The sequence below is a fragment of the Streptomyces sp. CB02009 genome, from assembly GCF_001905825.1.
GTDB lineage: Bacteria > Actinomycetota > Actinomycetes > Streptomycetales > Streptomycetaceae > Streptomyces.
On the sequence record NZ_LIVV01000011.1, the window covers coordinates 71,511 to 94,943 of the forward strand.

General features: G+C 73.2%; 21 protein-coding genes. 14 read left to right on the forward strand and 7 right to left on the reverse strand.

Going from position 1 to position 23,433, the window contains the following annotated elements:
* Positions 1 to 2 precede the first annotated feature (2 nt).
* Complete coding sequence (locus AMK27_RS34950; RefSeq protein WP_073917480.1) at positions 3 to 995, forward strand: ATP-binding cassette domain-containing protein; 993 nt, start codon at positions 3 to 5, stop codon at positions 993 to 995.
* Complete coding sequence (locus AMK27_RS34955; RefSeq protein ID WP_073917482.1) at positions 992 to 1,846, forward strand: ABC transporter permease; 855 nt, start codon at positions 992 to 994, stop codon at positions 1,844 to 1,846. The genes AMK27_RS34950 and AMK27_RS34955 overlap by 4 nt, the downstream gene beginning before the upstream one ends.
* 15 nt (positions 1,847 to 1,861) lie before the next feature.
* On the opposite strand, the gene AMK27_RS34960 is transcribed toward AMK27_RS34955, so the two are convergent.
* Positions 1,862 to 5,221: a BTAD domain-containing putative transcriptional regulator gene (locus tag AMK27_RS34960; RefSeq protein ID WP_073917484.1), complete on the reverse strand. Its 3,360-nt coding sequence runs from the start codon at positions 5,219 to 5,221 to the stop codon at positions 1,862 to 1,864.
* A gap of 114 nt (positions 5,222 to 5,335) precedes the next feature.
* Between AMK27_RS34960 and AMK27_RS34965 the strand changes: the two genes are divergently transcribed.
* A complete protein-coding gene (locus tag AMK27_RS34965) occupies positions 5,336 to 6,130 on the forward strand; it encodes a site-2 protease family protein (RefSeq protein WP_073917485.1) in 795 nt (264 codons plus the stop codon).
* Between the two features lie 77 nt (positions 6,131 to 6,207).
* Here the strand turns inward: AMK27_RS34965 and AMK27_RS34970 are convergent, their stop codons facing one another.
* Together AMK27_RS34970 and npdG are read right to left on the reverse strand one after the other, a co-directional pair.
* Positions 6,208 to 6,393 carry a hypothetical protein gene (locus tag AMK27_RS34970; protein WP_073917487.1) on the reverse strand — a complete coding sequence of 62 codons (186 nt, stop codon included), beginning with the start codon at positions 6,391 to 6,393 and terminating at the stop codon, positions 6,208 to 6,210.
* Between the two features lie 101 nt (positions 6,394 to 6,494).
* Complete coding sequence (gene npdG / locus AMK27_RS34975) at positions 6,495 to 7,208, reverse strand: NADPH-dependent F420 reductase (RefSeq protein ID WP_073917489.1); 714 nt, start codon at positions 7,206 to 7,208, stop codon at positions 6,495 to 6,497.
* 107 nt (positions 7,209 to 7,315) lie between these two features.
* Between npdG and AMK27_RS34980 the strand changes: the two genes are divergently transcribed.
* On the forward strand, positions 7,316 to 7,918 hold the full coding sequence (locus AMK27_RS34980) for a hypothetical protein (protein ID WP_073917491.1): 603 nt from the start codon (positions 7,316 to 7,318) through the stop codon (positions 7,916 to 7,918).
* 139 nt (positions 7,919 to 8,057) lie between these two features.
* Entirely contained in the window at positions 8,058 to 9,365 is a 1,308-nt protein-coding gene (locus AMK27_RS34985) for an MFS transporter (RefSeq protein ID WP_073917904.1), read from the forward strand.
* A gap of 37 nt (positions 9,366 to 9,402) precedes the next feature.
* On the opposite strand, the gene AMK27_RS34990 is transcribed toward AMK27_RS34985, so the two are convergent.
* A complete protein-coding gene (locus tag AMK27_RS34990; RefSeq protein ID WP_073917492.1) occupies positions 9,403 to 9,645 on the reverse strand; it encodes a hypothetical protein in 243 nt (80 codons plus the stop codon).
* Positions 9,646 to 9,707: 62 nt separating this feature from the next.
* Between AMK27_RS34990 and map the strand changes: the two genes are divergently transcribed.
* Positions 9,708 to 10,565 carry a type I methionyl aminopeptidase gene (map, locus tag AMK27_RS34995; RefSeq protein ID WP_073917494.1) on the forward strand — a complete coding sequence of 286 codons (858 nt, stop codon included), beginning with the start codon at positions 9,708 to 9,710 and terminating at the stop codon, positions 10,563 to 10,565.
* 200 nt (positions 10,566 to 10,765) lie between these two features.
* Positions 10,766 to 11,416, forward strand: a complete 651-nt coding sequence (locus AMK27_RS35000) for a biliverdin-producing heme oxygenase (protein WP_073917495.1) — start codon at positions 10,766 to 10,768, stop codon at positions 11,414 to 11,416.
* Between the two features lie 40 nt (positions 11,417 to 11,456).
* Here the strand turns inward: AMK27_RS35000 and AMK27_RS35005 are convergent, their stop codons facing one another.
* From AMK27_RS35005 to AMK27_RS35025, 3 genes are all read right to left on the reverse strand, one after another.
* A complete protein-coding gene (locus AMK27_RS35005) occupies positions 11,457 to 12,137 on the reverse strand; it encodes a PhzF family phenazine biosynthesis protein (protein WP_073917497.1) in 681 nt (226 codons plus the stop codon).
* Positions 12,138 to 12,231: 94 nt separating this feature from the next.
* On the reverse strand, positions 12,232 to 14,157 hold the full coding sequence (locus tag AMK27_RS41385; protein ID WP_079188684.1) for an HtaA domain-containing protein: 1,926 nt from the start codon (positions 14,155 to 14,157) through the stop codon (positions 12,232 to 12,234).
* A 63-nt stretch (positions 14,158 to 14,220) separates the two neighbouring features.
* The gene (locus AMK27_RS35025; RefSeq protein ID WP_073917498.1) at positions 14,221 to 15,687 is read right to left on the reverse strand and encodes an HtaA domain-containing protein; all 1,467 of its coding nucleotides are present in this window, start codon (positions 15,685 to 15,687) and stop codon (positions 14,221 to 14,223) included.
* A 191-nt stretch (positions 15,688 to 15,878) separates the two neighbouring features.
* Here AMK27_RS35025 and AMK27_RS35030 point away from each other — a divergent pair, with 191 nt between their 5' ends.
* The 7 genes from AMK27_RS35030 (at position 15,879) to AMK27_RS35060 (ending at position 23,418) form a co-directional block, all read left to right on the forward strand.
* On the forward strand, positions 15,879 to 16,850 hold the full coding sequence (locus AMK27_RS35030) for a heme/hemin ABC transporter substrate-binding protein (RefSeq protein WP_079188685.1): 972 nt from the start codon (positions 15,879 to 15,881) through the stop codon (positions 16,848 to 16,850).
* Positions 16,847 to 17,944 (forward strand): iron ABC transporter permease, encoded by a 1,098-nt coding sequence (locus AMK27_RS35035; protein ID WP_079188686.1) that lies wholly within the window; start codon positions 16,847 to 16,849, stop codon positions 17,942 to 17,944. Before AMK27_RS35030 ends, AMK27_RS35035 begins: the two co-directional genes overlap by 4 nt.
* Complete coding sequence (locus AMK27_RS35040) at positions 17,941 to 18,840, forward strand: heme ABC transporter ATP-binding protein (RefSeq protein WP_073917501.1); 900 nt, start codon at positions 17,941 to 17,943, stop codon at positions 18,838 to 18,840. Before AMK27_RS35035 ends, AMK27_RS35040 begins: the two co-directional genes overlap by 4 nt.
* A gap of 166 nt (positions 18,841 to 19,006) precedes the next feature.
* Complete coding sequence (gene efeO / locus AMK27_RS35045; RefSeq protein ID WP_073917503.1) at positions 19,007 to 20,161, forward strand: iron uptake system protein EfeO; 1,155 nt, start codon at positions 19,007 to 19,009, stop codon at positions 20,159 to 20,161.
* A 28-nt stretch (positions 20,162 to 20,189) separates the two neighbouring features.
* A complete protein-coding gene (gene efeB / locus AMK27_RS35050; protein WP_073917504.1) occupies positions 20,190 to 21,473 on the forward strand; it encodes an iron uptake transporter deferrochelatase/peroxidase subunit in 1,284 nt (427 codons plus the stop codon).
* Positions 21,474 to 21,503: 30 nt separating this feature from the next.
* Positions 21,504 to 22,385: an iron uptake transporter permease EfeU gene (efeU, locus tag AMK27_RS35055; protein ID WP_073917506.1), complete on the forward strand. Its 882-nt coding sequence runs from the start codon at positions 21,504 to 21,506 to the stop codon at positions 22,383 to 22,385.
* A complete protein-coding gene (locus AMK27_RS35060; protein WP_198955992.1) occupies positions 22,342 to 23,418 on the forward strand; it encodes a hypothetical protein in 1,077 nt (358 codons plus the stop codon). Before efeU ends, AMK27_RS35060 begins: the two co-directional genes overlap by 44 nt.
* Positions 23,419 to 23,433 lie beyond the last annotated feature (15 nt).

A 23,433-nucleotide genomic window follows, 5' to 3' on the forward strand; every position in this document is an offset into this window, starting at 1 on the left:
CCATGACGCGATCACACACCAACGCCGTCGAGGTCCGGGGCCTCGTGAAGCACTTCGGCGACACCAAGGCCCTCGACGGGGTCGACCTGGACGTACGGGAGGGCACCGTCCTCGGCGTGCTCGGCCCGAACGGCGCAGGGAAGACCACCCTCGTCCGCTGCCTCTCCACCCTCCTCGTCCCGGACGCCGGGACCGCCACCGTCGCCGGCTACGACGTGGTGAAGCACCCCCGCCAGCTGCGCCGCACCATCGGGCTCACCGGTCAGTACGCCTCGGTCGACGAGAAGCTGTCCGGCTGGGAGAACCTGTACATGATCGGGCGGCTGCTCGACCTCTCCCGCGCCGACGCCCGCCGCCGGGCCGACGAGATGCTGGAGCGCTTCTCCCTCACCGACGCCGCCAAGCGTCCCGCCATGAACTACTCGGGCGGCATGCGGCGCCGGCTCGACCTGGCCGCCTCGATGATCGGGCAGCCCGCCGTCCTCTACCTGGACGAGCCGACCACCGGTCTCGACCCCCGCACCCGCAACGAGGTGTGGGACGAGGTCCAGCGGATGGTCTCGGAGGGCGTCACCGTCCTCCTCACCACCCAGTACATGGAGGAGGCGGAGCAGCTCGCGAACGAGCTGACCGTCATCGACAAGGGCAAGGTCATCGCCCGGGGCGGCGTCGACGAGCTCAAGGCCAAGGTCGGCGGCCGGACGCTGAAGATCCGCCCGGTGGACCCGGTCCAGCTGCCCGCGATGGCCGCCGCGCTCCGCGAGACCGGCCTCGACGGGGTCGCCGGGTCGACCGTGGTGCCCGACGAGGGCGCGCTGTACGTGCCGATCCTCACCGACCAGCAGCTGACCGCCGTCGTGGCCCTGCTCGGCGCCCGCGGCTTCGGCATCGCGCACATCGGCACCCATCTGCCCAGCCTGGACGAGGTGTTCCTGGCGATCACCGGCCAGAAGACCAGCGTTTCCGACGAGATCAACGAGGAGGTCGCCGCATGAGCACGACCACGGTCACCAAGTCCCCCGTCGGATCCCCGAGTCCGGCGGCCGAGCGGCGCGAGCCCGTCGCCGAGGGCCGGATCGGCCTCCGGGCCAACCTCCGCCACATCGGCGCGCTGGCCCGCCGCAACGCCCTCCAGATCAAGCAGGACCCGGAGTCGATGTTCGACGCCGTCCTGATGCCGATCATCTTCATCCTGCTGTTCGTGTACGTCTTCGGCGGCGCGATCTCCGGCAAGGGCAACAACGACGTCTACGTCAACTACGTGACGCCCGGCCTGATGGCGATGATGGGCATGAACATCGCGATGGCCGTCGGTGTCGGCATCAACGACGACTTCAAGAAGGGGGTCATGGACCGATTCCGGACGATGCCGATCGCCCGGTCCTCCGTCCTGATCGCGAAGATCGTCGTCGAGGTCGGCCGGATGCTGATCGCCACCGCGATCCTGCTCGGCATGGGCTTCCTGCTCGGCCTGGAGATCCACACCTCGGTGCTGCACCTGTTCGCCGCCATCGGCCTCTCGATGGTCTTCGGGGCGTCCCTCATGTGGATCTTCATCCTGCTCGGCCTCACCCTGAAGACCGCCCAGGCCGTCCAGGGCATGGCGATGCTGGTCCTGATGCCGCTGCAGTTCGGCTCGTCGATCTTCGCCCCGACGAGCTCCATGCCGGGCTGGCTGGAGACCTTCACCGACTACAACCCGCTGTCGAACCTCGCCGACGCGGCCCGGAACCTGATCAACGGCGGTGCGGTCGCCCACTCCGTGTGGATGGTGCTCGGCTGGGCGCTCCTGATCACGGTCGTCACGGCGCCGCTGGCGGTGACCAAGTTCCGCAAGAAGACCTGAGTCCACCACGGGGGTTCAGGACTCGGCGCGCTCACTGATCGCGTCGGCGGCGCGACCGAGCAGGGCGGCGGCCTCTTCCAAGGAGAGGCCGTCGCCTTCCGCGTGCGCCGCGGCGAACTCCGCGTCCCCCAGCGCGGCCCGGCACAGTTCCTCGGCCCGCGCCAGGTTCTCGAGCTCCATCGGCGGGGCCAGGTGCCCCGGCGGGACCATGGTGTCCCTGGCACCGAGCAGCACCGCCCCCATCCGCGCGCCCGGACCGCCGAGCCCGGCCAGCGCCCAGGCCGCGACGACCAGATGGACCCCGGGCATCTGCGGGGCGACCATCATCGACAGCGCGCCGAGGGACCTCTCGTAGGCCTCCGTGGCGAAGGCGAGCGCGGAGCCGTACCGTCCGTCGAGGTCGTCGAGCCAGCCCAGGCTGCCGAGCGTGAAGCCCTCGAAGATGGAGAGCGTCTCGGAGCCGAACTCCCCCCGCAGCGCGTGCAGGTGCTCGCGGGCCTCGTCGGTGCGGCCGCTGCGGCCGAGCGCCAGGGCGAGGAAGATACGCGCCCCGAGCAGGGGTTCATGACCCCAGAGGTGGCCGCCGTCCACGATCTCGCGCAGGATCGCCTCGCCCTCGTCGAGCCGCCCGGTCTCGACGAGCGTTCCGGCGTACCGGGCCCGCAGGAGCGCCATCTGCGACTGGGCGCCGATCCGTTCCGCGTAGCCAATGGCCGCCTCGAAGTCCGCGGCCGCGTCCTCGAACGAGAGCCGCCGCTCGTGGGCCTCCGCGCGGGAGGAGAGCGCCTCGGCCGCGCCCCAGGAGTCCCCGAGCCGGACGAAGATCTCCAGGCTCTCGTCGGCGTCGGCGATCGCCTCGACGGCCTGGTCCCCCCGGTTGGCGAACATGTTGGCCCGCATCTGGAGGGCGTTGGCGAGCTCCCAGTCGTAGCCGTAGCGGCGGCAGGTCCCGATGGTCGTGTCGAGGAGCTCGCGGAGCCGGCCTGCCTCGCCGATGAGGAGGACCGCGAAGACGGCGAGGGAGCCGGGCAGCCGGGCGTTCTGGGGCAGGCCGGGCTCGTAGACGGCGGTCATCTCGCGGAGCCGCTCCATGCCCGCGGGGCTGGTCCAGCGCCCGGTCTCGTGATCCATGTTGCTCAGCTCGACGAGCCGCACCCCGCGCCGGGCCTCCCAGCGCTGCTCCTCGGCGAGCGGCGGCGGCACAGCCGTGCACGGCTCGTCCAGGGGGACGACCGGGGCGGCGGGCGGCGTGAACGGGTCGGGTCCGAGGGCGGCCGTCGCCCGCGCCCAGTGCAGGGCGTCGGAGCGCAGGTCGCGCATCTGCCAGTACCAGAGCAGGGAGTGGACGAGGACCAGCGCCTCGTCCTCCTCGTGGGCGTCGACGGCCCGGTGCAGGGCGGTCCGCAGGTTCCCGTACTCGGCGCCGAAACGGGCGACGGCGGCGACCTGGCCCGATCCGCGCAGCTCGGGATCGGTACGGCGGGCCAGCTCGCGGTAGTACGTCAGATGGCGCCGCTCGACCGCCGCCCGCTCACCGGCCTCGTCGAGGCGCTCCCCCGCGTACTCCGCCACGGTCTCCAGGAGGCGGAAGCGCATCCCCTCGTCCCCCGGGCCGGCCACCACGAGCGACTTGTCGACGAGCGCCCCCAGCAGATCCAGTACGTCGAGCCCCTCGCCGGTCCCGTCGTCCGTGCAGACCGCCTCGGCCGCCGCCAGGTCGCAGCCTCCCGTGAAGACGGCGAGCCGCCGCAGCACCGCCCGCTCCACCTCGTCGAGCAGGTCCCACGACCAGTCGACCACGGCCCGCAGCGTCTGCTGGCGCGGCAGCACGGTCCTGGCCCCCGAGGTCAGCAGCCGGAACCGGTCGTCGAGCCGGTCCGCGATCTGGCGCGGCGTCAGCATCCGCAGCCGGGCCGCGGCCAGCTCGATCGCCAGCGGCAGACCGTCGAGGCGGCGGCAGATCTCCTCCGCCGCCTCGGGGTCCTCGCCCACGGTGAACCCCGGCCGCGCCGCCGCGCCCCGCTCGTCCAGCAGGCGCAGCGCCATGCCCGTCGGCAGCGGGCCCAGGGGCCGTACCAGCTCCCCGGGCACGCCCAGCGGCTCACGGCTCGTCGCGAGGACCCGGAGTCCCGGGCAGCGGGCGAGCAGGGTCTCGGCCAGTCGGGCGGCGGCGGCCACGACGTGCTCGCAGTTGTCGAGGAGCACCAGCATCCGGCGCCCGGCGCAGTGCTCGACGAGCCGGGAGAGCGGGTCGTTGCCGGCCCGGAGCTCCTCCGCTCCCGCGCCCCGCAGGACGGTCTCGCGGGCGCCGACGGCGGCGAGGACCGCCTCGGGGACGGCCTCGGGGTCGGTGACGGGCGCGAGTTCGGCGACCCAGACGCCGTCCGGCCATGCCTCGGCCGCGCGCTCGGCGGCCTCCTGCGAGAGCCGGGTCTTCCCGGCGCCGCCGGGGCCGAGCAGGGTGACCAGCCGGGCGTCCTTCAGGTCGCTGCGGAGGGCGGCGATCTCCTCGTCACGGCCGACGAAGCTGGTGAGCCGGGCGCGCAGGTTGCCTGGAGCGGGGGCGGCGGGGGCGGTAGCGGTGGCGGCGGGCGCCCGGTCCGGCGCGGGCTTCGGCCCGCGCTTCGGTTCCGGGCCCTGCCCCTGCCCCTGCCCCCGGGCGAGCAGCTCCGCGTGGAGGGCGCGCAGGGCCGGTGACGGGTCCGTGCCGAGGCGGTTGGCGAGGGCGCGCCGGACCGACTCGTACGCGGCGAGGGCCTCGGCCGCGCGTCCGGTGTCCCGCAGGGCACGGATCCGCAGCGCCTGGAGGGGCTCGTCCAGGGGCTGGGCGGCGCAGAGGGCGGTCAGTTCGGGGAGGACCGCGGGCGCCCGGCCGAGTCCGAGGGCCGCGTCGAGCGCGGCCCGGCGGACGTCGAGGCGGCGGGCCTCCCAGCGGGGGGCCTCCGTGTCCCGGTCGGGCAGGTCGGCGAGGGCGGGCCCGCGCCAGAGCCCGAGGGCCTCGTCGAGGAGGGCGGCGGCCCGGGCGGGGTCCCCGGCGCCGAGCGCGGCCACGCCCTCGGCGGCGAGCCGCTCGAAGCGGCGGGCGTCCACGTCCTCGGGCCGGGCGTCGAGGCGGTAGCCGCCCTCCGCGGAGACGATCCGGTCCCGGCCGAGGGCCTTGCGGAGCCGTCCGACGAGGGCCTGGAGCGCGGCGACGGCGTCGGCGGGCGGCTCGTCGCCGTGCCACACCTCGTCGACGAGGTCCGGTACGGGCACGGTCCGGCCGGCCCGCAGCGCGAGGACGGTGAGCAGCGCGCGGACCCGGGGGCCGCCGACGGCCACGTCGGTGCCGTCGGAAGCGCGGGCGAGGGTGGGGCCGAGGACGCAGTAGTGCACGGGCCCATTCTCCGTGAGAGGGTGCCCGACTCCGGAACTCGCCCCGTCACCCGATACGTTTCCCGCACATCAGACACCGCACGACACGCCCTCCGTCCCCTGGGAGCTTCCGCGATGACCACGGCCACCACCCGGCGCCACGAGCGGCGGATCAGCCCCGTCTTCCTGGCGATCCTCGCCGTCATGGCCGTCACGGGCTGGGCGGTGTGGACGGACTTCGCCGCCCTGCCCGGTCTGGCGATCTTCCTCTTCGTGACCTCGGCGTGGGTGGTGTCGCTCTGCCTCCACGAGTACGCGCACGCCCGCACGGCCCTGCACGGCGGTGACATCACGGTCGGCGCGAAGGGCTATCTGACCCTGAACCCGCTGGCGTACACCCACGCCGTCCTCAGCATCATCCTGCCCGTGCTGTTCGTGATCATGGGCGGGATCGGTCTGCCGGGCGGCGCGGTCTTCATCGAGCAGGGCCGGATCAAGGGCCGCTGGAAGCACAGCCTGATCTCGGCGGCGGGTCCGCTCGCGAACGTGCTGTTCGCGCTGGTCTGCACGGCCCCGTTCTGGCTGGGCGCGCTCGACGGCGTCCCGCTCCCGTTCCAGTTCGCGCTGGCCTTCCTGGCGTTCCTCCAGGTGACCGCGGCGCTCCTGAACCTGCTGCCGGTGCCGGGCCTCGACGGGTACGGGATCGTCGAGCCCTGGCTGTCGTACAAGGTGAAGCGGCAGATCGAGCCGTACGCGCCGTACGGCTTCTTCATCGTGATCGCGCTGCTGTTCGTGCCGGCCGTCAACGACGGCTTCTTCGACGCGATCGACGCGCTGATGCGGTCGCTCGGGGTGCCGGAGCTGTCCCGCTACTGCGGCTCGCAGCTGTTCCGGTTCTGGCAGGAGGCACCGGAGTTCTGCCAGGTCTGACGGCGGGACCGGGGTCCCTGGGGGCGGACCGCCGCCGGGGGCTCGGGCCTCGGCGCGCGCGGAGGCCCTCCGGGCCTCTAGGCCTCGGCGCTCGCGGCCCTCTCGACCTTCGCGCGGCGGATGTAGTACCAGGCCATGTTGGAGGACAGGCCGGCGATCAGGATCCAGACGACGCCGAGGAAGCTGCCCTCGACGAAGGAGACGACGGCCGCGGCCACGGCCAGGGCGCAGACCACGAGGGCGAAGAGGGCGAGGCGGGGCATGGGGGTCGGCTCCTGTCCGGGTACGGCTGCTGTGCCCGTCCAGTGTCCCCCATGCCCCGCGTGCGGCCCGGACCGGCTCGGCCGTCCCGCCGGGAAGCGGCTCAGATGTCGGTGACGCGCAGCCCGGCGTGGGCCTTGTAGCGGCGGTTGACCGAGATCAGGTTGGCGACGAGCGACTCGACCTGGTGGGCGTTGCGCAGCCGGCCGGCGAAGACGCCGCGCATGCCGGGGATGCGGCCGGCGAGGGCCTGGACCAGCTCGACGTCGGCGCGCTCCTCTCCGAGCACCATCACGTCCGTGTCGATCTCCTCCAGGGAGGTGTCCTGGAGGAGGACGGCGGACAGGTGGTGGAAGGCGGCGGCGACGCGGGAGTCCGGGAGGAGCGCGGCGGCCTGCTCGGCGGCGGAGCCCTCCTCGGGCTTGAGCGCGTAGGCGCCCTTCTTGTCGAAGCCGAGCGGGTTGACGCAGTCCACGACGAGCTTGCCCGCGAGCTCCTCGCGCAGGGACTCCAGCGTCTTGGCGTGCCCGTCCCACGGCACGGCGACGATCACGATGTCGCTGCGGCGGGCGCAGTCGGCGTTGTCGGCGCCCTCGACGCCGTGGCCGATCTCCTCGGCGGCCTGCTGGGCGCGGTCGGCGGCCCGGGAGCCGATGATCACCTTCTGTCCGGCCTTGGCGAGCCGGTAGGCGAGGCCGCGGCCCTGGTCGCCGGTGCCGCCGAGGACGCCGACGACGAGGCCGGAGACGTCGGGCAGGTCCCACGGGTCCTTGGGGGCGGCCTTGGCGGCGGGGGTGCTGGGAGTCGAGGAAGTCATGGACCCGACACTACCGAGCGGTCGGCCCCGCCGGGGCGGCTCCCGTACGGGTGGAACGACCGCAACAGGCCGCGCGAAGGCCTCCGCCTGGTGCAGGATGCGGGGCCATGGATGCCGTACGGGTCGCGTTGCTGCGGGAAGTGCTCGCCGGGACGGAGTGGCCGCGGGCGGCCCGCCGGTTCGCGGGTGCGCTCAGGTCCTCGGTCGTCCCGCACCGGGGCGGGCTGCTGCTGGTCGGCACGGAGGAGTACGAGCCGTGGCACCTGGCGGCGCACCTGGTCGACGAGTCGGCCTGGTCAGGGATCCCCGAGCTGGCGCCGACACTGGTGCGGCACCGGGTGCGGCCGGGGGATCCGGCGCATCTGGCGGTGGGGCTCGGGCGGCTGGAGGCGGCGGGGCGCGGGGCGACGCTGCTGATGGTGGCGCCGGAGCGGCCGGACGCGGGGCTGCTGCAGCGGGTGCACGACGCCCGCCGGGCGGGGGCGACGGTGCTGTCGCTCGACGGGGGCGACGCGGAGGTGCGCGGGCTGGCGCACGAGACGCTCACGGTGGCGGCGGGGGCGGAGGTCGACCTGGACACGGTGCAGCATCTGGTGAGCGCGGCGGCCGGCGAGAACAGCCTGCCGTCCCCGCGGGGGAGCCGGCGCTTCCGCGACCGTCTCTCGGACCTCGCGGACCGGCTGACGGCGCCGCCGCCTGCGCGCTGGTAGGCGCCGGGGCGGGGACGCGCCGGCAGGCGCCGGGGCAAGGGGCGTCGTGACGGGCAAATGAAGTTGCCTTCGGCACCCTATGGCCGGAGCATGACCCTTCGTGTCCTCTGTGCGTTCTGTGTTCTCCACGTTCTCCAAGTTGTCCAGGCTCTCCGCCCTGCTCCCCGATACCGCGCCCTGGCGCGAGTCACGCGACTTCCGCCTCCTCTGGGTGCAGGGGCTCGTGACCTTCTTCAGCAGTGCGATGGCGATGATCGCCCTGCCGCTGCAGATCAAGGAGCTGACGGGTTCGCCGCTCGCGGTCGGCGCGATGGGCGCGGTGGAGCTGGTGCCGCTGATCGTGTTCGGCCTCTACGGCGGGGCGCTCGCCGACGCGGTCGACCGGCGGCGGGTGATCCTGTGGACCGAGGCGGGCCTCGGGCTGCTCGCGGGACTCCTGCTGGTCAACGCGCTGCTGCCGGAGCCGATGCTCTGGCCGCTGTACGTGGTCGCGGCCGGCGTCTCGGCGCTCGCGGGTCTCCAGCGTCCCGCGCTCGACTCGCTGTTCGCCCGGATCGTGCCGCACCGGCACCAGACCGCGGCCGCCGCGCTGAACTCGCTGCGCTGGCAGATCGGCGCGATCGCGGGCCCGTCGATCGCGGGTCTGGTCGTGGCGTACGCCGGTCACGCGCCCGCGTACGGGGTGACGATCGCCGGTTTCGCGGTCTCGGTCCTGATGTGCCGCCGCCTCTCCCCCGCCCCGCCGGCCCACGACGCGGAGAAGCCCTCGCTGCGGGGCATCGCGGAGGGCGCGCGGTACGCCTGGTCGCGGCCGGTGCTGCTCGGCACGTACGCGGTCGACCTCGCGGCGATGTTCTTCGCCTTCCCGAACACGATCTTCCCGTTCCTCGCGGACGAGCTGGACGCGGACTGGTCGCTGGGCCTGATGTACGCGGCCGGCTCGGTCGGCTCGCTGGTCCTCGGACTGACCAGCGGCTGGACCGCCAAGGTGCGGCGGCACGGACTGCTCGTGGCGGGGGGTGCGGCGGGCTGGGGCCTGGCCATCGCGGCGGCCGGCTGGTTCGGGAACATCTGGCTGGTCCTGCTCTGCCTGGCCTTCGCCGGGGCCGGGGACATGCTGAGCGGGCTCGGGCGCTCGACCATCTGGAACCAGACGATCCCGGAGGAGCTGCGCGGCCGGCTGGCGGGCATCGAGGTGCTCTCGTACAGCGTCGGCCCTCAGCTGGGCCAGGTCAGGGCGGGCGCGATGGCGGGCTGGACCGGCACCCGTTCGGCCGTCTGGACGGGCGGAGTGGCCTGCGTCGCCTCGGTGGGCCTGCTCTGCCTGGCGCTGCCGAAGCTCCTCACGTACGACTCCGAGACCGACGAGGACTCCCTGCGCCGCAAGGCCCAGCAGGAGGCCGCCCAGCGCGAGGCGGAGCGGCCGGAGGCGGCCGGGACCGTCTGAGCGGTCCCGGCGTCCCCGCGGGGGTCTGCGCCCGGCGTCAGTCCTTCCCGCCCTCGGGCGTCCCGTCCTTCCCGGCGCCGTCGTGCCAGCGCGGGTCGGTCTCCCACTCCAGGTTCCGCTCACGGGCGGTCTCCATGGCGTGGGAGGCCTCCTCACGCGTGGCGTACGGGCCGAAGCGGTTCTTCGCCGGGCAATCGGGGCCCTCCTCGACCTTCTTGTGCTCCAGGCAGTAGTACCACTCGCCCGGTTTGCCCGCGGTGCGCTTCTTGAACAGGGCCATCGTCGTCGGCTCCTTCCCTTGGGACCATGCTGCCCCAAGACCCGGTCGTTAGACTCGCTGGCATGTCTGGCCAGTCGCTTCTCGTCCCGGGGGAGCTCTCCCCCCATCGTTCCGTTCCGGGCTCCATCCGCCGCCCCGAGTACGTCGGGAAGCCCGCCCCGACCCCGTACACCGGGCCGGAGGTGCAGGACTCCGACACCATCGAGCGGATGCGGATCGCCGGCCGCATCGCCGCGCAGGCGATGGAGGAGGCCGCCAAGCACATCGCCCCGGGTGTCACCACCGACGAGCTCGACCGGGTCGCGCACGAGTACATGTGCGACCACGGCGCCTACCCGTCCACCCTGGGCTACCGCGGGTTCCCGAAGTCGCTGTGCGCCTCGGTCAACGAGGTCATCTGCCACGGCATCCCGGACTCCACCGTCCTGCGGGACGGCGACATCGTGAACCTCGACGTCACGGCGTACATCAACGGCGTCCACGGCGACAACAACGCCACCTACCTCTGCGGCGACGTCGACGAGGAGTCGCGGCTGCTCGTGGAGCGGACCCGGGAGTCCCTGAACCGGGCCATCAAGGCGGTGAGGCCGGGCCGTCAGATCAACATCATCGGCCGGGTCATCGAGTCGTACGCCAAGCGCTTCGGCTACGGCGTCGTCCGTGACTTCACCGGGCACGGCATCAACTCGTCCTTCCACTCCGGCCTGATCGTCCCGCACTACGACTCGCCCCACCACACCACCGAGATCAAGACCGGCATGACCTTCACCATCGAGCCGATGCTGACGCTCGGCACCCACGACTACGACATGTGGGACGACGGCTGGACGGTCGTGACCAAGGACCGCAAGCGGACCGCGCAGTTCGAGCACACGCTCGTCGTGACGGAGACCGGGGCGGAGATCCTCACCCTGCCCTGAACCGGCACGGACCCCCTCGAATCGGCGCGGACCCCCACGGGTTCGCGCCGATTCGCATGTGGTCCCCCTCCGGACGTTGCCCCCGGCCCGCGATTGGGTACCGTTTTTACCGACAGGACGTCGGGAACCAGTTGACTTAGGTAAGCCTAAGTTGGGAGGATCGGCACTGGTTCCCGTCCCATCGGTCCCGGAGGCACGCCTTGGACACGCCCTTCTCCACGCTCATCCGTACGGCTTCGCACGAGCAGCACACGGAAGCGGAGACGTCGTCCTTCATGGGCGACCTCCTGGGCGGCCGCCTCGGCGTCGACGCCTACGCGCGCTACACCGAGCAGCTCTGGTTCGTGTACCAGGCCCTGGAAGAGGGCGCGGAGGCCCTGCGCGACGACCCGGTCGCCGGGCCGTTCATACAGACCGAGCTCTTCCGCACCGCCGCCCTGGAGCAGGACCTCGCCCACCTGCGGGGCCCCGACTGGCGCGCCGGGGTCTCCCCGCTGCCCGCCACCGTCGCCTACGCCGAGCGGGTCGCCGAGTGCGCCCGTGACTGGCCCGCCGGATACGTGGCCCACCACTACACCCGCTACCTGGGCGACCTGTCGGGCGGCCAGATCATCCGCGACAAGGCGGAGCGCACCTGGGGCTTCGCGCGCAAGGGCGACGGCGTCCGGTTCTACGTCTTCGACGAGATCACGAACCCGGCCGCGTTCAAGCGCGCCTACCGCGAGCTGCTCGACGGTGTGAACGCGGACGACCTGGAGAAGCAGCGGATCGTCGACGAGTGCAAGCGCGCGTTCGCCTTCAACAGCGCGGTCTTCCACCAGCTGGGCGGGGAGTTCTCCCTCAGCGCGTGACCCCCGGGGCCCACCGGCCCCCCGGGGACCGCCCGCGCCGTCAGCGCGCGAGCGGTCCCTCCAGGCGGACCCGTCCGCCGAGTTCCACGATTCCGTCAGGGCCGGGGGCAGTGAGCAGCTGCGAACCCCGGCCCTGCGTGATGTTCAGGGCCCGTCCCAGCTCTGCCGTGAGCAGCAGCGCCGCCGCGCCGGTCGCCTCGTCCTCGTCGATGCCGTCGCCGCGCCCCGGGAAGGCCCGCGCCCTGATCCGGCCCGCGGCCTCCTCCTCCCAGGCCCAGGCATAGATCCACTCGCCCGGCTCGGGCACGTCGAGCGCCTCCACCTCGGCGGCGGAACCGTACTGGCGCAGGGTCCGCGGCGGCGCCCACTCGGCGCGCGCCTCGATCCAGGTGAACTCCCCGTCGCCGCGTACCCACACCTCGCCCGCGGGCGGACAGATGACCTCCAGGTCGAGCAGCCAGGCCGCGCCGACCAGCGGGTGTCCGGCGAACGGCAGCCGCACGCCGGGCGTGTAGATGTCGACGATCCCGCGCTCCGGGTCGTCCACGAACACCGTCTCGCTGAATCCGAGTTCCTTGGCGAGCGCCTGCCGGGAGGCCTCGTCGGGGTGGGCCCTGGCGTCCCGTACGACTCCGAGGGCGTTGCCGTACCGGCCGTCGGCCGCGCAGAAGACCCGGAGGACGTCGATGTCTGAGGCGATGCTGGGCACGGTCGTGGTCATGGCGGAAATTGAACCATTCGCCGCACGGCGGCAAGGCCGCACCCGGAGATGTCGGGTGCGGCCCTGCGGGGTGCCCGCGGGGCGGGACGGCCGGTCAGGAGCCCGTCGCGCGACGGCGCACGGCGACGACGACGCCCGCGCCGGCCGCCACGGTCAGGGCGGAGGTGGTGAGGAGGAGGGAGGTGGAGACCCCGGCGCCGGTGGTGGCGAGGGCGCCGGAGCCGCCGCCCGTGGTGGACGAACCGCCGACGGTGCCGGAGCCGCCGGCCGTACCGGCCCCACCGGCCGTGCCGCCGCCCACGGTGCCGCCACCGCCGACGGTGCCGCCGCCCGTGGTGGACGAGCCGCTGCCGCCGGACGTGCCCGAGCCGCCGCTGTCGGACCCGCCGGCGGTTCCGGTGCCGCCGGTGGTCGGGGGCAGCGTGGCGCCGCTGTCGGACGTCAGGCTCAGGGTCAGTGCGTCCAGCTCGGTGCCGGCCGGGTAGCCGCCCTGGCCGCCGGGGGCGGTGAAGGTGGCCGAGCCGGCCTCCGTCAGCTTCGCCGGGACGTTCGCGAGGGTGACGACGTCCCCCTTCGCGGACCAGTCGGACGCCGAGAGGTCGAGCGTGGCGAACGCCACGTCGTTCTGGGTGCCCTGGGCACTGGTGACGTCGGCGGAGAGGGTGCCGGTCGTGCCGGACGCCTTGACCTTCAGGTCGCCGACGGTCCAGTCGATGCCGTGGGCGTTGCAGACGAAGGCGACCTTGCCGGAGAAGGCGGCGTCGACCTTACGGGCGTCGGCGTCGAGTTCGGCCTTCACGAAGCCGAAGTCGTAGGCGGAGCCGTTCTTCTTCGCACCCTCGGAGGCGGTGACCGTACCGCCGCAGATCTGCCCGACGTACCGCTGCCAGCTCTCCTTGACGCCCCAGGTCAGCTTGCCGTTGACGACACCACCGGGGGCGGGGGTGGGCGCGGGGGTGGTCGGGTCCGTCGTGGGATCCGTCGTCGGGTCGGTGGTCGGGTCAGTCGTCGGGTCCGTGGTCGGATCGGTCGTCGGATCGGTCGTCGGGTCCGTCGTCGGGTCCGTCGTCGGGTCCGTCGTCGGATCGGTGGTCGGGTCGGTCGTCGGATCGGTCGTCGGACCCGTGGTCGGGTCCGTCGTGGGATCCGTCGTCGGGTCCGTCGTGGGGTCGGTTGTCGGGTCGGTGGTCGGGTCCGTCGTCGGGTCGGTGGTCGGATCGGTCGTCGGGTCCGTCGTGGGATCGGTCGTCGGATCCGTCGTCGGCGTCGGAGTCGGGTCCGTCGTCGGATCGGTCGTCGGCGTCGGAGTCGGATCCACCGTCGGGTCCACGGTCGGCGACGGGGTCGGCGGGGTGGTCGGCGGCGGGGTCGTCGGGCGGCTGCCCGCCTTCACCGTGAGCGTGGCCGCGTCGAGCGCGTCGCCCTCCTTGTAGAAGCCCGCGAACGCCGCCGCGCCGTCCTTCGTCAGCTTCGCCGGTATGTCCTTGAACACCATCGCGCCGCCCGCGCCCTGGCCGGGACGGATGCCGGTCATGTCGAGCGCGGCGAAGGCGATGTCCTCGCGGGTGCTGAAGGAGCCGTCCTTCTCCTTGGTGACGACGTCGGCGGTGATCTCGCCGGTCGGCGTCACCACGCCCTTCGTCGAGAGCTTGACGTCCGAGATCAGGATGTCGAGGGCGCCCTCGTGGGCCTCGAAGTGGACGCTGCCCTTGAAGTCGGTGGCGGTGCCGTGGGTGCCCATGTCGTAGGTACCGGTGCCGTCGACGAAGGTGAAGACGCCGTTGTTCGCGGCCTGGGTGGCACCGCCGGCGACGGTGGTCTTCCCGTGGGCGAAGGGCATGGCGAGGTAGGAGCGGAAGGACTGCTTGATGCCCCAGTCCAGGGTGCCGTCGACGAGCGTCATCGGGGGCGCGCCCTCGGCCGCCGCGGGCAGCGCGAGGACGACGGCGCCCGTGCCCAGGGCGGCGGCCGTGGCGACGGCGGCGGCCAGGGTGACGGAACGGCGCAAGGGGATGGCCATGACGGGGTTCTCCTAGGGACGCGGGGGCGCAAGGGGGGTGCGCGGGAAGGGAGGTGCGGGGGCTCAGACCGTGGGGGTGCGGCCGGTACGGCGACGGCGTACGGCACCGAGGACGGCCAGTGCGGCGACGAGCAGCACACCCGCGGCGATCGCGAGGTAGGTGCCCGTGGACGAGGAGGGGGACTCGGCGGACGCGGCGGCGGGGGCGGCGGCCGCGGAGGCGGTGGCGGCGGGGGCGGCCGGCGCCGACGGGGTGGCGGTCTGCGCGGCCTCGCTGCCGAGGTCCGGGAGGGCGGGCAGCGCGGCCTCGGCGTCGACGGTGACGGCGAGGGACACCGGGTCCATCGCGGTCCCGGCCTTGTACATCCCGCCGAAGGCCTTGGCGCCGCCCTCGGTGAGGGTGGCGGGGGCCTCGGTGACGGCGGCGAGGCCGTTCTTCGGCGTGAAGTCCCGGGCGGCGAAGGTGACGAGGGGGACGGCCCTGTCGGTCTTCCCGGCGCTCGTGACGTCGGCGCTGAGGGTGCCGGTGCCGCCGGTGACCTTGACGGCGACCTTGCCGAGGGTGAGGTCGAGGTGGGCGCCGGTGAAGCGGACGCTGCCCGCGAAGGCGGCGTCGAGGGTGCCCTTCTTCGGGTCGTACGTGCCCTTGCCGTTGGTGAAGCGGAAGAGCGCGCCGCCGTCCTGGGCTCCGTCGGCGAGCGTCCACCTGCCCTGGGAGATGGCGCCGGTGACGTATTCGCGGAAGGTGCGGCGGACGCCCCAGTCGACCGCGGCGGCCCGGAGGGAGCCGGTGCGTGACGGCGCCTTGGAGGAACTCGCCTTGGGCGACGGGCTCGTGGAGGGCCGTGTGGTCGGGTCGGACGGCGCGGTGGTGGTCGGCGGGTTCGTCGGGGCCTGCTGCCGCGGTGTCCTGACGTCGACGCTGAGGCTGACGGGGTCGAGCGCGGTGCCGGCCGGGTAGTAGCCGGCGAAGGCGGAGGCGCCCTGCGGGGTGAGGGTGGCGGGCACGCCGGCGAGGGAGACCGGGCTGCCTCCGCCGCGCATGTCGATGCCGCCGAGGCCGAGGGTGGCGAGCGGCACCTGCGACGAGGTGGTCACGCGGCCGCTGCCCTTGGCCTTGCTCGCCATGTCGGCGTAGAGGGTGCCGCTGCCGCCCTGGATCCGGATCCGGGGGCGGCTGATGGTGAGGTCGAGCTCGTTCGTGCCGTCCGCCTTGCGGTGGCCGGTGAAGTGGACGCCGCCGGAGAAGGCGGCTTCGAAGGCGCCGGTCGCGGGGTCGTAGGTGCCCTGCGCGGAGTGGAAGCGGAACTGGCTGCCGCCGATGGTGGCGGCTCCGCCGGTGAGGCCCCAACTGCCTTGGGCGATGGGCCCGGTGACGTAGCTCTGGAAGGAGGACTTGATGCCCCAGTCGAGTCGTCCGCCGTTCACCGTGCGGCTCTCCGCGTGGGCCGCGCCGGCCGGGACGAGGGCGGCGAGCAGGGCCGCGAACAGGGTCACGGCGAGCGCGCGGGCGGGTCTGGACAGCATCATGGAACCCCTCCGAGGGCTGGCAAGTGAGGTAAGGCTAACCTAAACTACGTCGAGCCTCGGCTGGAATCCCCGGCGACGAACTCGTCCGACCAGAACCACGGCAGTACGAAGCGGAACGAACGACAGGACGGTGTCCGGTGCGCAGAACTCGCCTGGCGGGAGCGCTGACAGCAGTGCTAGCCCTGGCCCTCATGGCGACCGGCTGCGGTGGCGCAGCCGGCGACGGGACCGGAAACGGAAGCGGAAGAAAGTCGTCCGCAACCGATACGTCCACCACGGCCCGCGACCGGGTCGAGCCGCTCGCCGACCCGGTCGCACCCCGGCTCCCCGCCACCGTCCCCTCGGCCGACGGACGCACGGTCACCGTCACCTCCACCGACCGGATCGTGCCGCTCAGCGGCTCCCTCAGCGAGATCGTCTTCACCCTCGGCCTCGGCCCGAAGGTCGTCGCCCGGGACATCACCGCCACCTTCGAACAGGCCGCGAAGCTCCCGGTGGTGACCCGCGCCCACGACGTCTCCGCCGAGAGCGTGCTCTCGCTGCGGCCCACCGTCGTCCTCGCCGAGGGCACCACGGGACCGGCCGAGGCCATCGCGCAGATCCGGGACGCGGGCATCCCGCTCGTCGTCGTGAAGCCCGCGAAGGCACTCTCCGACGTCGGCACGCGGATCGACGCGGTCGCCGCCGCCCTGGGCGTACCGGACTCCGGCACGGCGCTCAGGAAGCGCACCCAGGAGCGGATCGACGCGGTACGGAAGGGCATTCCCGCCCGCGCGGAGAAGCCCCGGGTGGCCTTCCTCTACGTCCGCGGCACGGCCGCCGTCTATCTGCTCGGCGGCGCCGAGTCCGGCGCGAGCTCGCTCCTGGAGGCCGCGGGGGCGATCGACGCGGGCAAGGAGTCCGGTCTCACCAAGGACTTCACCCCGATCACCAGCGAAGCCCTGGCGAAGGCCGCCCCCGACGCGATCCTCGTCATGAGCAAGGGACTCACCTCCGTCGGCGGGATCGACGGCCTGGTGAAGGTCCCCGGCGTCGCCGAGACCCCGGCCGGCGCCGACCGCCGGGTCGTCACCGTCGACGACGGCGTCCTCCTCAACTACGGCCCGCGCACCGACCAGGTCCTGACCTCCCTGGTCGGCCAGTTGTACGGGGAGAAGAAGTGACGGCGCTCCAGGAGACCCCGCCGGCCCTCGGCAAGGACCTGCCGCCGCAGGCGCCTCCCGCCGCCCGGCCGCGCACCGCCGCCCTCCTCACCGGCGGCCTCCTCGCCGTCCTGCTCCTCCTCGCCCTGCTCTCCGCCGGGATCGGGGCGTACGAGATCCCGCTCGGCGACGTCCTCGCCTCCGTGCAGCACCGGATCGGGCTCGGCGGACACGGCCTCGACCGCACGGCCGAGAGCGTCCTGTGGAACATCCGGCTCCCCCGGGTCGTCCTCGCCGTCCTCGTCGGCGCCTCGCTCGGCTGCGCGGGCGCCCTCATGCAGGGCGTGTTCGGCAACCCGCTCGCCGAGCCCGGCGTCATCGGCATCTCGGCGGGCGCGGCCGTCGGCGCGGTCGGCGCCATCGCCCTCGGCCTCACCTTCCTCGGCAACTGGACGGTGACGGTCTGCGCGTTCGTCGCCGGCCTCGCCACCGTGCTCCTCGTGTACGCGATGTCCCGCTCCGGCGGCCGTACGGAGGTGGTGACGCTGATCCTCACCGGGATCGCGGTGAACGCCTTCGCGGGCGCGCTCATCGGCCTGTTCATCTTCTTCGCCGACAACGCCCAGGTCACCCAGATCACCTTCTGGCAGCTCGGCTCGCTCGCCCAGGCCACCTGGCCGAAGGTCCTCGCCGTGCTGCCGTGCGCGCTCGCCGGCCTCGTCGTCGCCCCCTTCTACGCCCGCAGGCTCGACCTGCTCGCCCTCGGCGAGCGGCCCGCCCGCCATCTCGGCGTGGACGTGGAGCGGCTGCGGATCGCCCTCGTGCTCGTGGTGGCGCTGCTGACGGCGGCCGCCGTCGCGGTGGCCGGGATCATCACCTTCGTCGGGCTGCTCGTCCCGCATCTGCTGCGGATGGCGAACGGCCCGGGCCACCGCTTCCTGGTGCCGGGCAGCGCACTCGGCGGCGCGGTCGTCCTCACGGCCGGCGACCTCGCGGCCCGTACCCTCGCGGCCCCGGCCGAGCTTCCCCTGGGCGTCCTCACCGCCCTCCTCGGCAGCCCGTTCTTCTTCTGGCTGCTGCGCAGGACCCGTCGCAGGCAAGGTGGTTGGGCATGACATCGGTACGTCTCCGGGGGCTGCTCCCCGCACTCGCGCAGCGGCGCACCCGCGTCCTGCCCGCCGCCGCCGCTCCGGGCGGGACGGTCGCCGAGGCCGTCGGCGTACGGGTCGAACGCGCCGGCCGGGCCGTGCTGGACGACGTCGGCATCGAGGTGCGGGCCGGAGAGGTCCTCGCCCTGGTGGGGCCCAACGGGGCCGGCAAGTCGACCCTGCTCGCCGCGCTCGCCGCCGATCTCGTACCGAGCGCCGGAGAGGTACGGATCGAGGGCCGGCCGGCGGCCGCCTGGACGCCCGGCGAACTCGCCCTGCGGCGGGCGGTGCTGCCGCAGGACGCCGCGCTCTCCTTCCCCTTCGCCGTCGGCGACGTGGTGCGGATGGGCCGGGCCCCGTGGGCCGGGACCGAGCGCGAGGACGAGGACGAGGCGGCGGTCGCCGGGGCGATGGCGGCCACCGAGGTCGAGGCCTTCGCCGGGCGCCCCTTCTCGGCGCTGTCGGGCGGCGAGCGGGCCCGGGTCGCGCTGGCCCGGGTGCTGGCCCAGCGGACCGGCCTCCTGCTGCTCGACGAACCGACGGCCGCGCTCGACCTGCGCCACCAGGAACTGGTCCTGCGGGTCTGCCGGGAGCGGGCGGCGGCCGGGGACGCCGTGGTGGTCGTGCTGCACGACCTCGGGCTCGCGGCGGCCCACGCGGACCGGGTCGCGGTGCTGCACGACGGACGGATCGCGGCGGAGGGGCCGCCGTCGGAGGTCTTCGGCGAGGAGTTGCTGAGCCGGGTCTACCGGCAGCCCGTGGAGGTCTTCCCGCACCCGCGGACCGGGGTCCCGCTCGTCGTGCCGAAGCGCGCCCACGCCACCACGCGACGAACAGCGAATCGGACAATTCGACACTCTTGACCGGCCCTTGACCACTCCATGAGAACCCCATGAAGCCCCTGTGATCCCGCCGTGTCCGGTCCGCCGGACCTGAGAGCTGAATCACTGGACGACCGGGTATGGCTGAGGTAAGCCTCGGTTAAGTTAGGTCCGCCTCAGTCCCCGTCCCCGTGTTTCTGGAGTCTCCATGCGAGCCGTTCGCCTCTCCGTCGTCACCGCCGCCGCGACCGCGGCGGCCCTGGCCGCCGTCACGGGCTGCACCGAGAAGAGCGACGCGAAGGCGGACGACGGCACGATCACCGTGGTCGCCAAGGACGACTCCTGCGAGGTCTCCAAGAAGGACTTCCCGGCGGGCCACGTGCAGCTGTCCGTCGAGAACCGCGGCTCCAAGGTCACCGAGGTCTACGTCCTCTACCCCGACGACCGCATCGTCACGGAGCGCGAGAACATCGGCCCCGGCACCAAGGCCAGTCTGACCGCCGAGATCAAGGCCGGCGACTACGAGATCGCCTGCAAGCCCGGCATGGTCGGCGACGGCATCCGGCAGCAGGTCAAGGCCACCGGCGGCGCCGCCGCCGTCAAGCGCTCCCCCGAGATGGACGCCGCAGTCGCCGCCTACCGCCAGTACGTCCAGGCACAGGCCGACGCGACCCTGCCCAAGGTCAAGGTCTTCACCGACGCCGTCCGCGCCGGGGACGTCGAGGCCGCGAAGAAGGCCTACGCCGAGTCCCGCATCGGCTGGGAGCGCACCGAGCCGGTCGCCGAGTCCTTCGGCGACATCGACCCCAAGGTCGACGTCCGCGAGGACGGCCTGGAGGACGGCCAGGACCCGGCCAAGGACTGGACCGGCTGGCACCGCCTGGAGAAGGCCCTCTGGCAGGACAAGAAGATCGGTGAGCGCGAGAAGCAGCTCGCCGACCTCCTCGACAAGGACCTCGCGGACTGGGTGAAGCGGGTCGGCAAGGCCGAGATCACCCCCACCTCGATGGCCAACGGCGCCAAGGAGCTCCTCGACGAGGTCGCCACCGGCAAGGTCACCGGCGAGGAGGAGCGCTACTCCCACACCGACCTCGTCGACTTCAAGGCCAACGTCGAGGGCGCGCAGAAGTCCTTCGACCTGCTCAAGCCGGTCGCCACCAAGAACGACCCGAAGCTCGTCGCCGACCTGGAGAAGCGGTTCGCCGCCCTGAACACGCTCCTCGACAAGTACCGCACCGACAAGAACAGCTACGTCTTCACCTCCTACGAGAAGGTCGGCAAGCCCGAGCGCAAGGAGCTGTCGGACGGCGTCAACGCGCTCGCCGAGCCGCTCTCCAAGCTCTCCGCCGCCGTCGTCAAGTAACCGGCAGAGAGAGCGGGGAGGCGCGGACGTGTCCGAGGAGACCCAGGAAGACCGGGAGACGCAGGCGGCCCGGGCCGCCGCGCCCTCCCGCCGCACCGTCATCGCCGCGGGCGGTGCCGGGCTCGCGCTCGGTGCCGCCGCGGCGGGCGGCGCCGCCGCCCTGCTGGCCCGGGACGGGGACACCCCGGTACCGGTCGCCGACAGCGGCGCGGCCGTGCCGTTCCACGGCCCGCACCAGGCCGGCATCGCCACCGCCGTCCAGGACCGGCTGCACTTCGCGGCCTTCGACGTGACGACGACCGACCGCGCCGAACTGGTCCAGCTCCTCAAGGACTGGACGCGGGCGGCCGAGCGCATGACCGCGGGCGCCGAGGTCGGCGAGGGCGCGTACGGCGGCCTCCCGGAGGCGCCGCCGGACGACACCGGAGAGGCCCTCGGCCTCAAGCCCTCGCGCCTCACCCTCACGATCGGCTTCGGCCCCACGCTCTTCGACGGGCGCTTCGGGCTGAAGGACAAGCAGCCCGGGGCCTTGGTGGACCTTCCCAAGTTCCCGGGCGACAACCTGGATCCGGCGCGCAGCGGCGGCGACCTCTGCGTCCAGGCGTGCGCCGACGACCCGCAGGTCGCCGTGCACGCCATCCGGAACCTGGCACGGATCGGCTTCGGCAAGGTCGCGGTGCGCTGGTCACAACTGGGCTTCGGCAAGACGTCCTCGACGACCCCGGACGCCCAGACCCCCCGCAACCTCTTCGGCTTCAAGGACGGCACCCGCAACATCGCCGGCACCGAGACCGAACGGCTCGCGCGGCACGTCTGGGTCTCCGGCAAGGACGCGGAGGGTCCCGCCGCCTGGATGGACGGCGGCTCGTACCTCGTCGCCCGCCGCATCCGGATGAACGTCGAGACCTGGGACCGCACCCCGCTCGCCGAGCAGGAGGACATCTTCGGCCGCGACAAGCGCGAGGGCGCGCCCGTCGGCAAGGCCAAGGAGCACGACGAGCCGTTCCTGAAGGCGATGAAGCCGGACTCCCACGTCCGGCTCGCCCACCCGGACACCAACGCCGGGGCGACCATCCTGCGCCGCGGCTACTCCTTCACCGACGGCACGGACGGCCTCGGCCGCCTGGAGGCCGGGCTGTTCTTCCTCGCGTACCAGAAGGACGTGCGGACCGGCTTCATCCCGGTGCAGACCTCCCTGTCCCGGGCCGACGCCCTCAACGAGTACATCCAGCACGTGGGTTCGGCGCTGTTCGCGATCCCGCCGGGCGTCCGGGACAAGGGCGACTGGTGGGGCCGGGCGCTGTTCTCGTGACACTCCACGCAACCCCGGGAGGGAACCGGCGTGTTCGGTAACTATCTGATCGGCCTGCGCGAGGGCCTCGAAGCAAGCCTGGTCGTCTGCATCCTCATCGCCTATCTGGTCAAGACCGGCCGGCGGGACGCGCTGAAGCCGATCTGGATCGGCATCGGCGTGGCCGTCGCGGTGGCCCTGGCCTTCGGCGCCGGCCTCGAATTCGGCTCCCAGGAGCTGACCTTCGAGGCGCAGGAGCTGCTCGGCGGCTCGCTCTCGATCGTCGCCGTCGTCCTGGTGACCTGGATGGTCTTCTGGATGCGGCGCACCGCGCGGCACCTCAAGGCCGAGCTGCACGGCAAGCTGGACGCGGCGCTGCAGATGGGCACGGGCGCGCTGGTCGCCACCGCGTTCCTCGCGGTGGGCCGCGAGGGCCTGGAGACGGCGCTGTTCGTGTGGGCGTCGGTCCGGGCCTCCTCGGACGGCACGTTCGCCCCGCTGGCCGGTGTCCTGCTCGGCCTCCTCACGGCGGTGCTCCTCGGCTGGCTGTTCTACCGCGGGGCGCTGAGGATCAACCTGGCCAGGTTCTTCACCTGGACCGGCGGGATGCTGGTCGTGGTGGCGGCGGGCGTCCTCGCGTACGGCGTGCACGACCTCCAGGAGGCCCGCTTCCTCGACGGCCTCGCGAACAAGGCCTTCGACATCTCGGCGACCATCCCGCCGGACAGCTGGTACGGCACGCTCCTCAAGGGCGTGTTCAACTTCCAGCCGAACCCGACGGTCCTTCAGGTCACGGTGTGGACGCTGTATCTGGTCCCGACGCTCGCGCTGTTCCTGGCCCCGATAGGGTCGGGTCCGTCCACGCGGGTGAAGAAGCAGAAGGCGACCGATGAGCAGGCTGACGCTGAGGCGAGCGCCGGGACGACCGCTTGAGCGGCTGTCGGCAGGACGGTCCACGCGATCCGCGGGAGCCACGCGCCCCGCGCGACCGGTACGCCTCCTCGCGGCGGCGGCGGCCGCGACCGCCCTCGCGCTGACGGCGAGCGGCTGCGTCACCGTGCACGGTGAGCTCGCGCTGATCCCGCCGGCCACCCAGGCCGAGGCCGCGCAGGCCCTCGCCGACTTCACCGCCGCCTACAACAGGGCCGACAAGGCCCACGACCCGGCCCTGGACGCGAGCCGGGTCACCGGTCCGCTGGGCGAGATCAACCAGGCGGGTCTGCGCGCGCGTGCGGTGACGTCGCCCGGCGGCAACGCGAACCACCGCCCCCTCGAACTGTCGGACGCGCGCTTCGTGCTGCCCAGGAAGGCGGGCTGGCCGCGCTGGTTCCTCGCGGACACCGACCCGAACCTGGACACCGACGAGGGCGCCGGCGACCAGCGCTGGCTCGTCGTCTTCGTGCGCAACGGGCCCCAGCAGCTGTGGGAGGCCGCCCATCTGGTGATCATGGGCCCGTCGCAGGTGCCCGAGTTCGCCGAGGAGGACGGGTACGCGGTGCCGGTCGCCGCGGACACCGACACGCTCGCGGTCGCGCCCGAGGACCTCGGCACGGAGTACGTCGCGTATCTGAAGGACGGGCAGCCGGGTCCGTACGCGGCGGGGCCGCACACCACGGCGCTGCGGGAGCAGCGGGAGAAGGGCGCCAAGCGCCCGGGGCTCGCGACGCAGTACCTGGACCGGGTCGCGGACCAGGGCGACTTCGCCCCGCTCGGGCTGCGGACGACGGACGGCGGCGCGTTCGTCTTCTTCGCGACGCGGTTCTTCGAGCGGCAGACGGCGGCGCCGGGCTACCGGCCCAAGGTCGACCCCGACATCAAGGCGCTGCTGACCGGCGAGGTCAAGAACACGGTCACCAAGGAGTGGGTGTCCAACCAGGCGGTCCTGGTGAAGCCGGCGGGCACCGACCGTGACGGGGTCACGATCAAGGCCCGGCTCCAGGGCGTGGTGGGCGCGCAGGGCTCGTAGGCCCGGGGTCAGCGG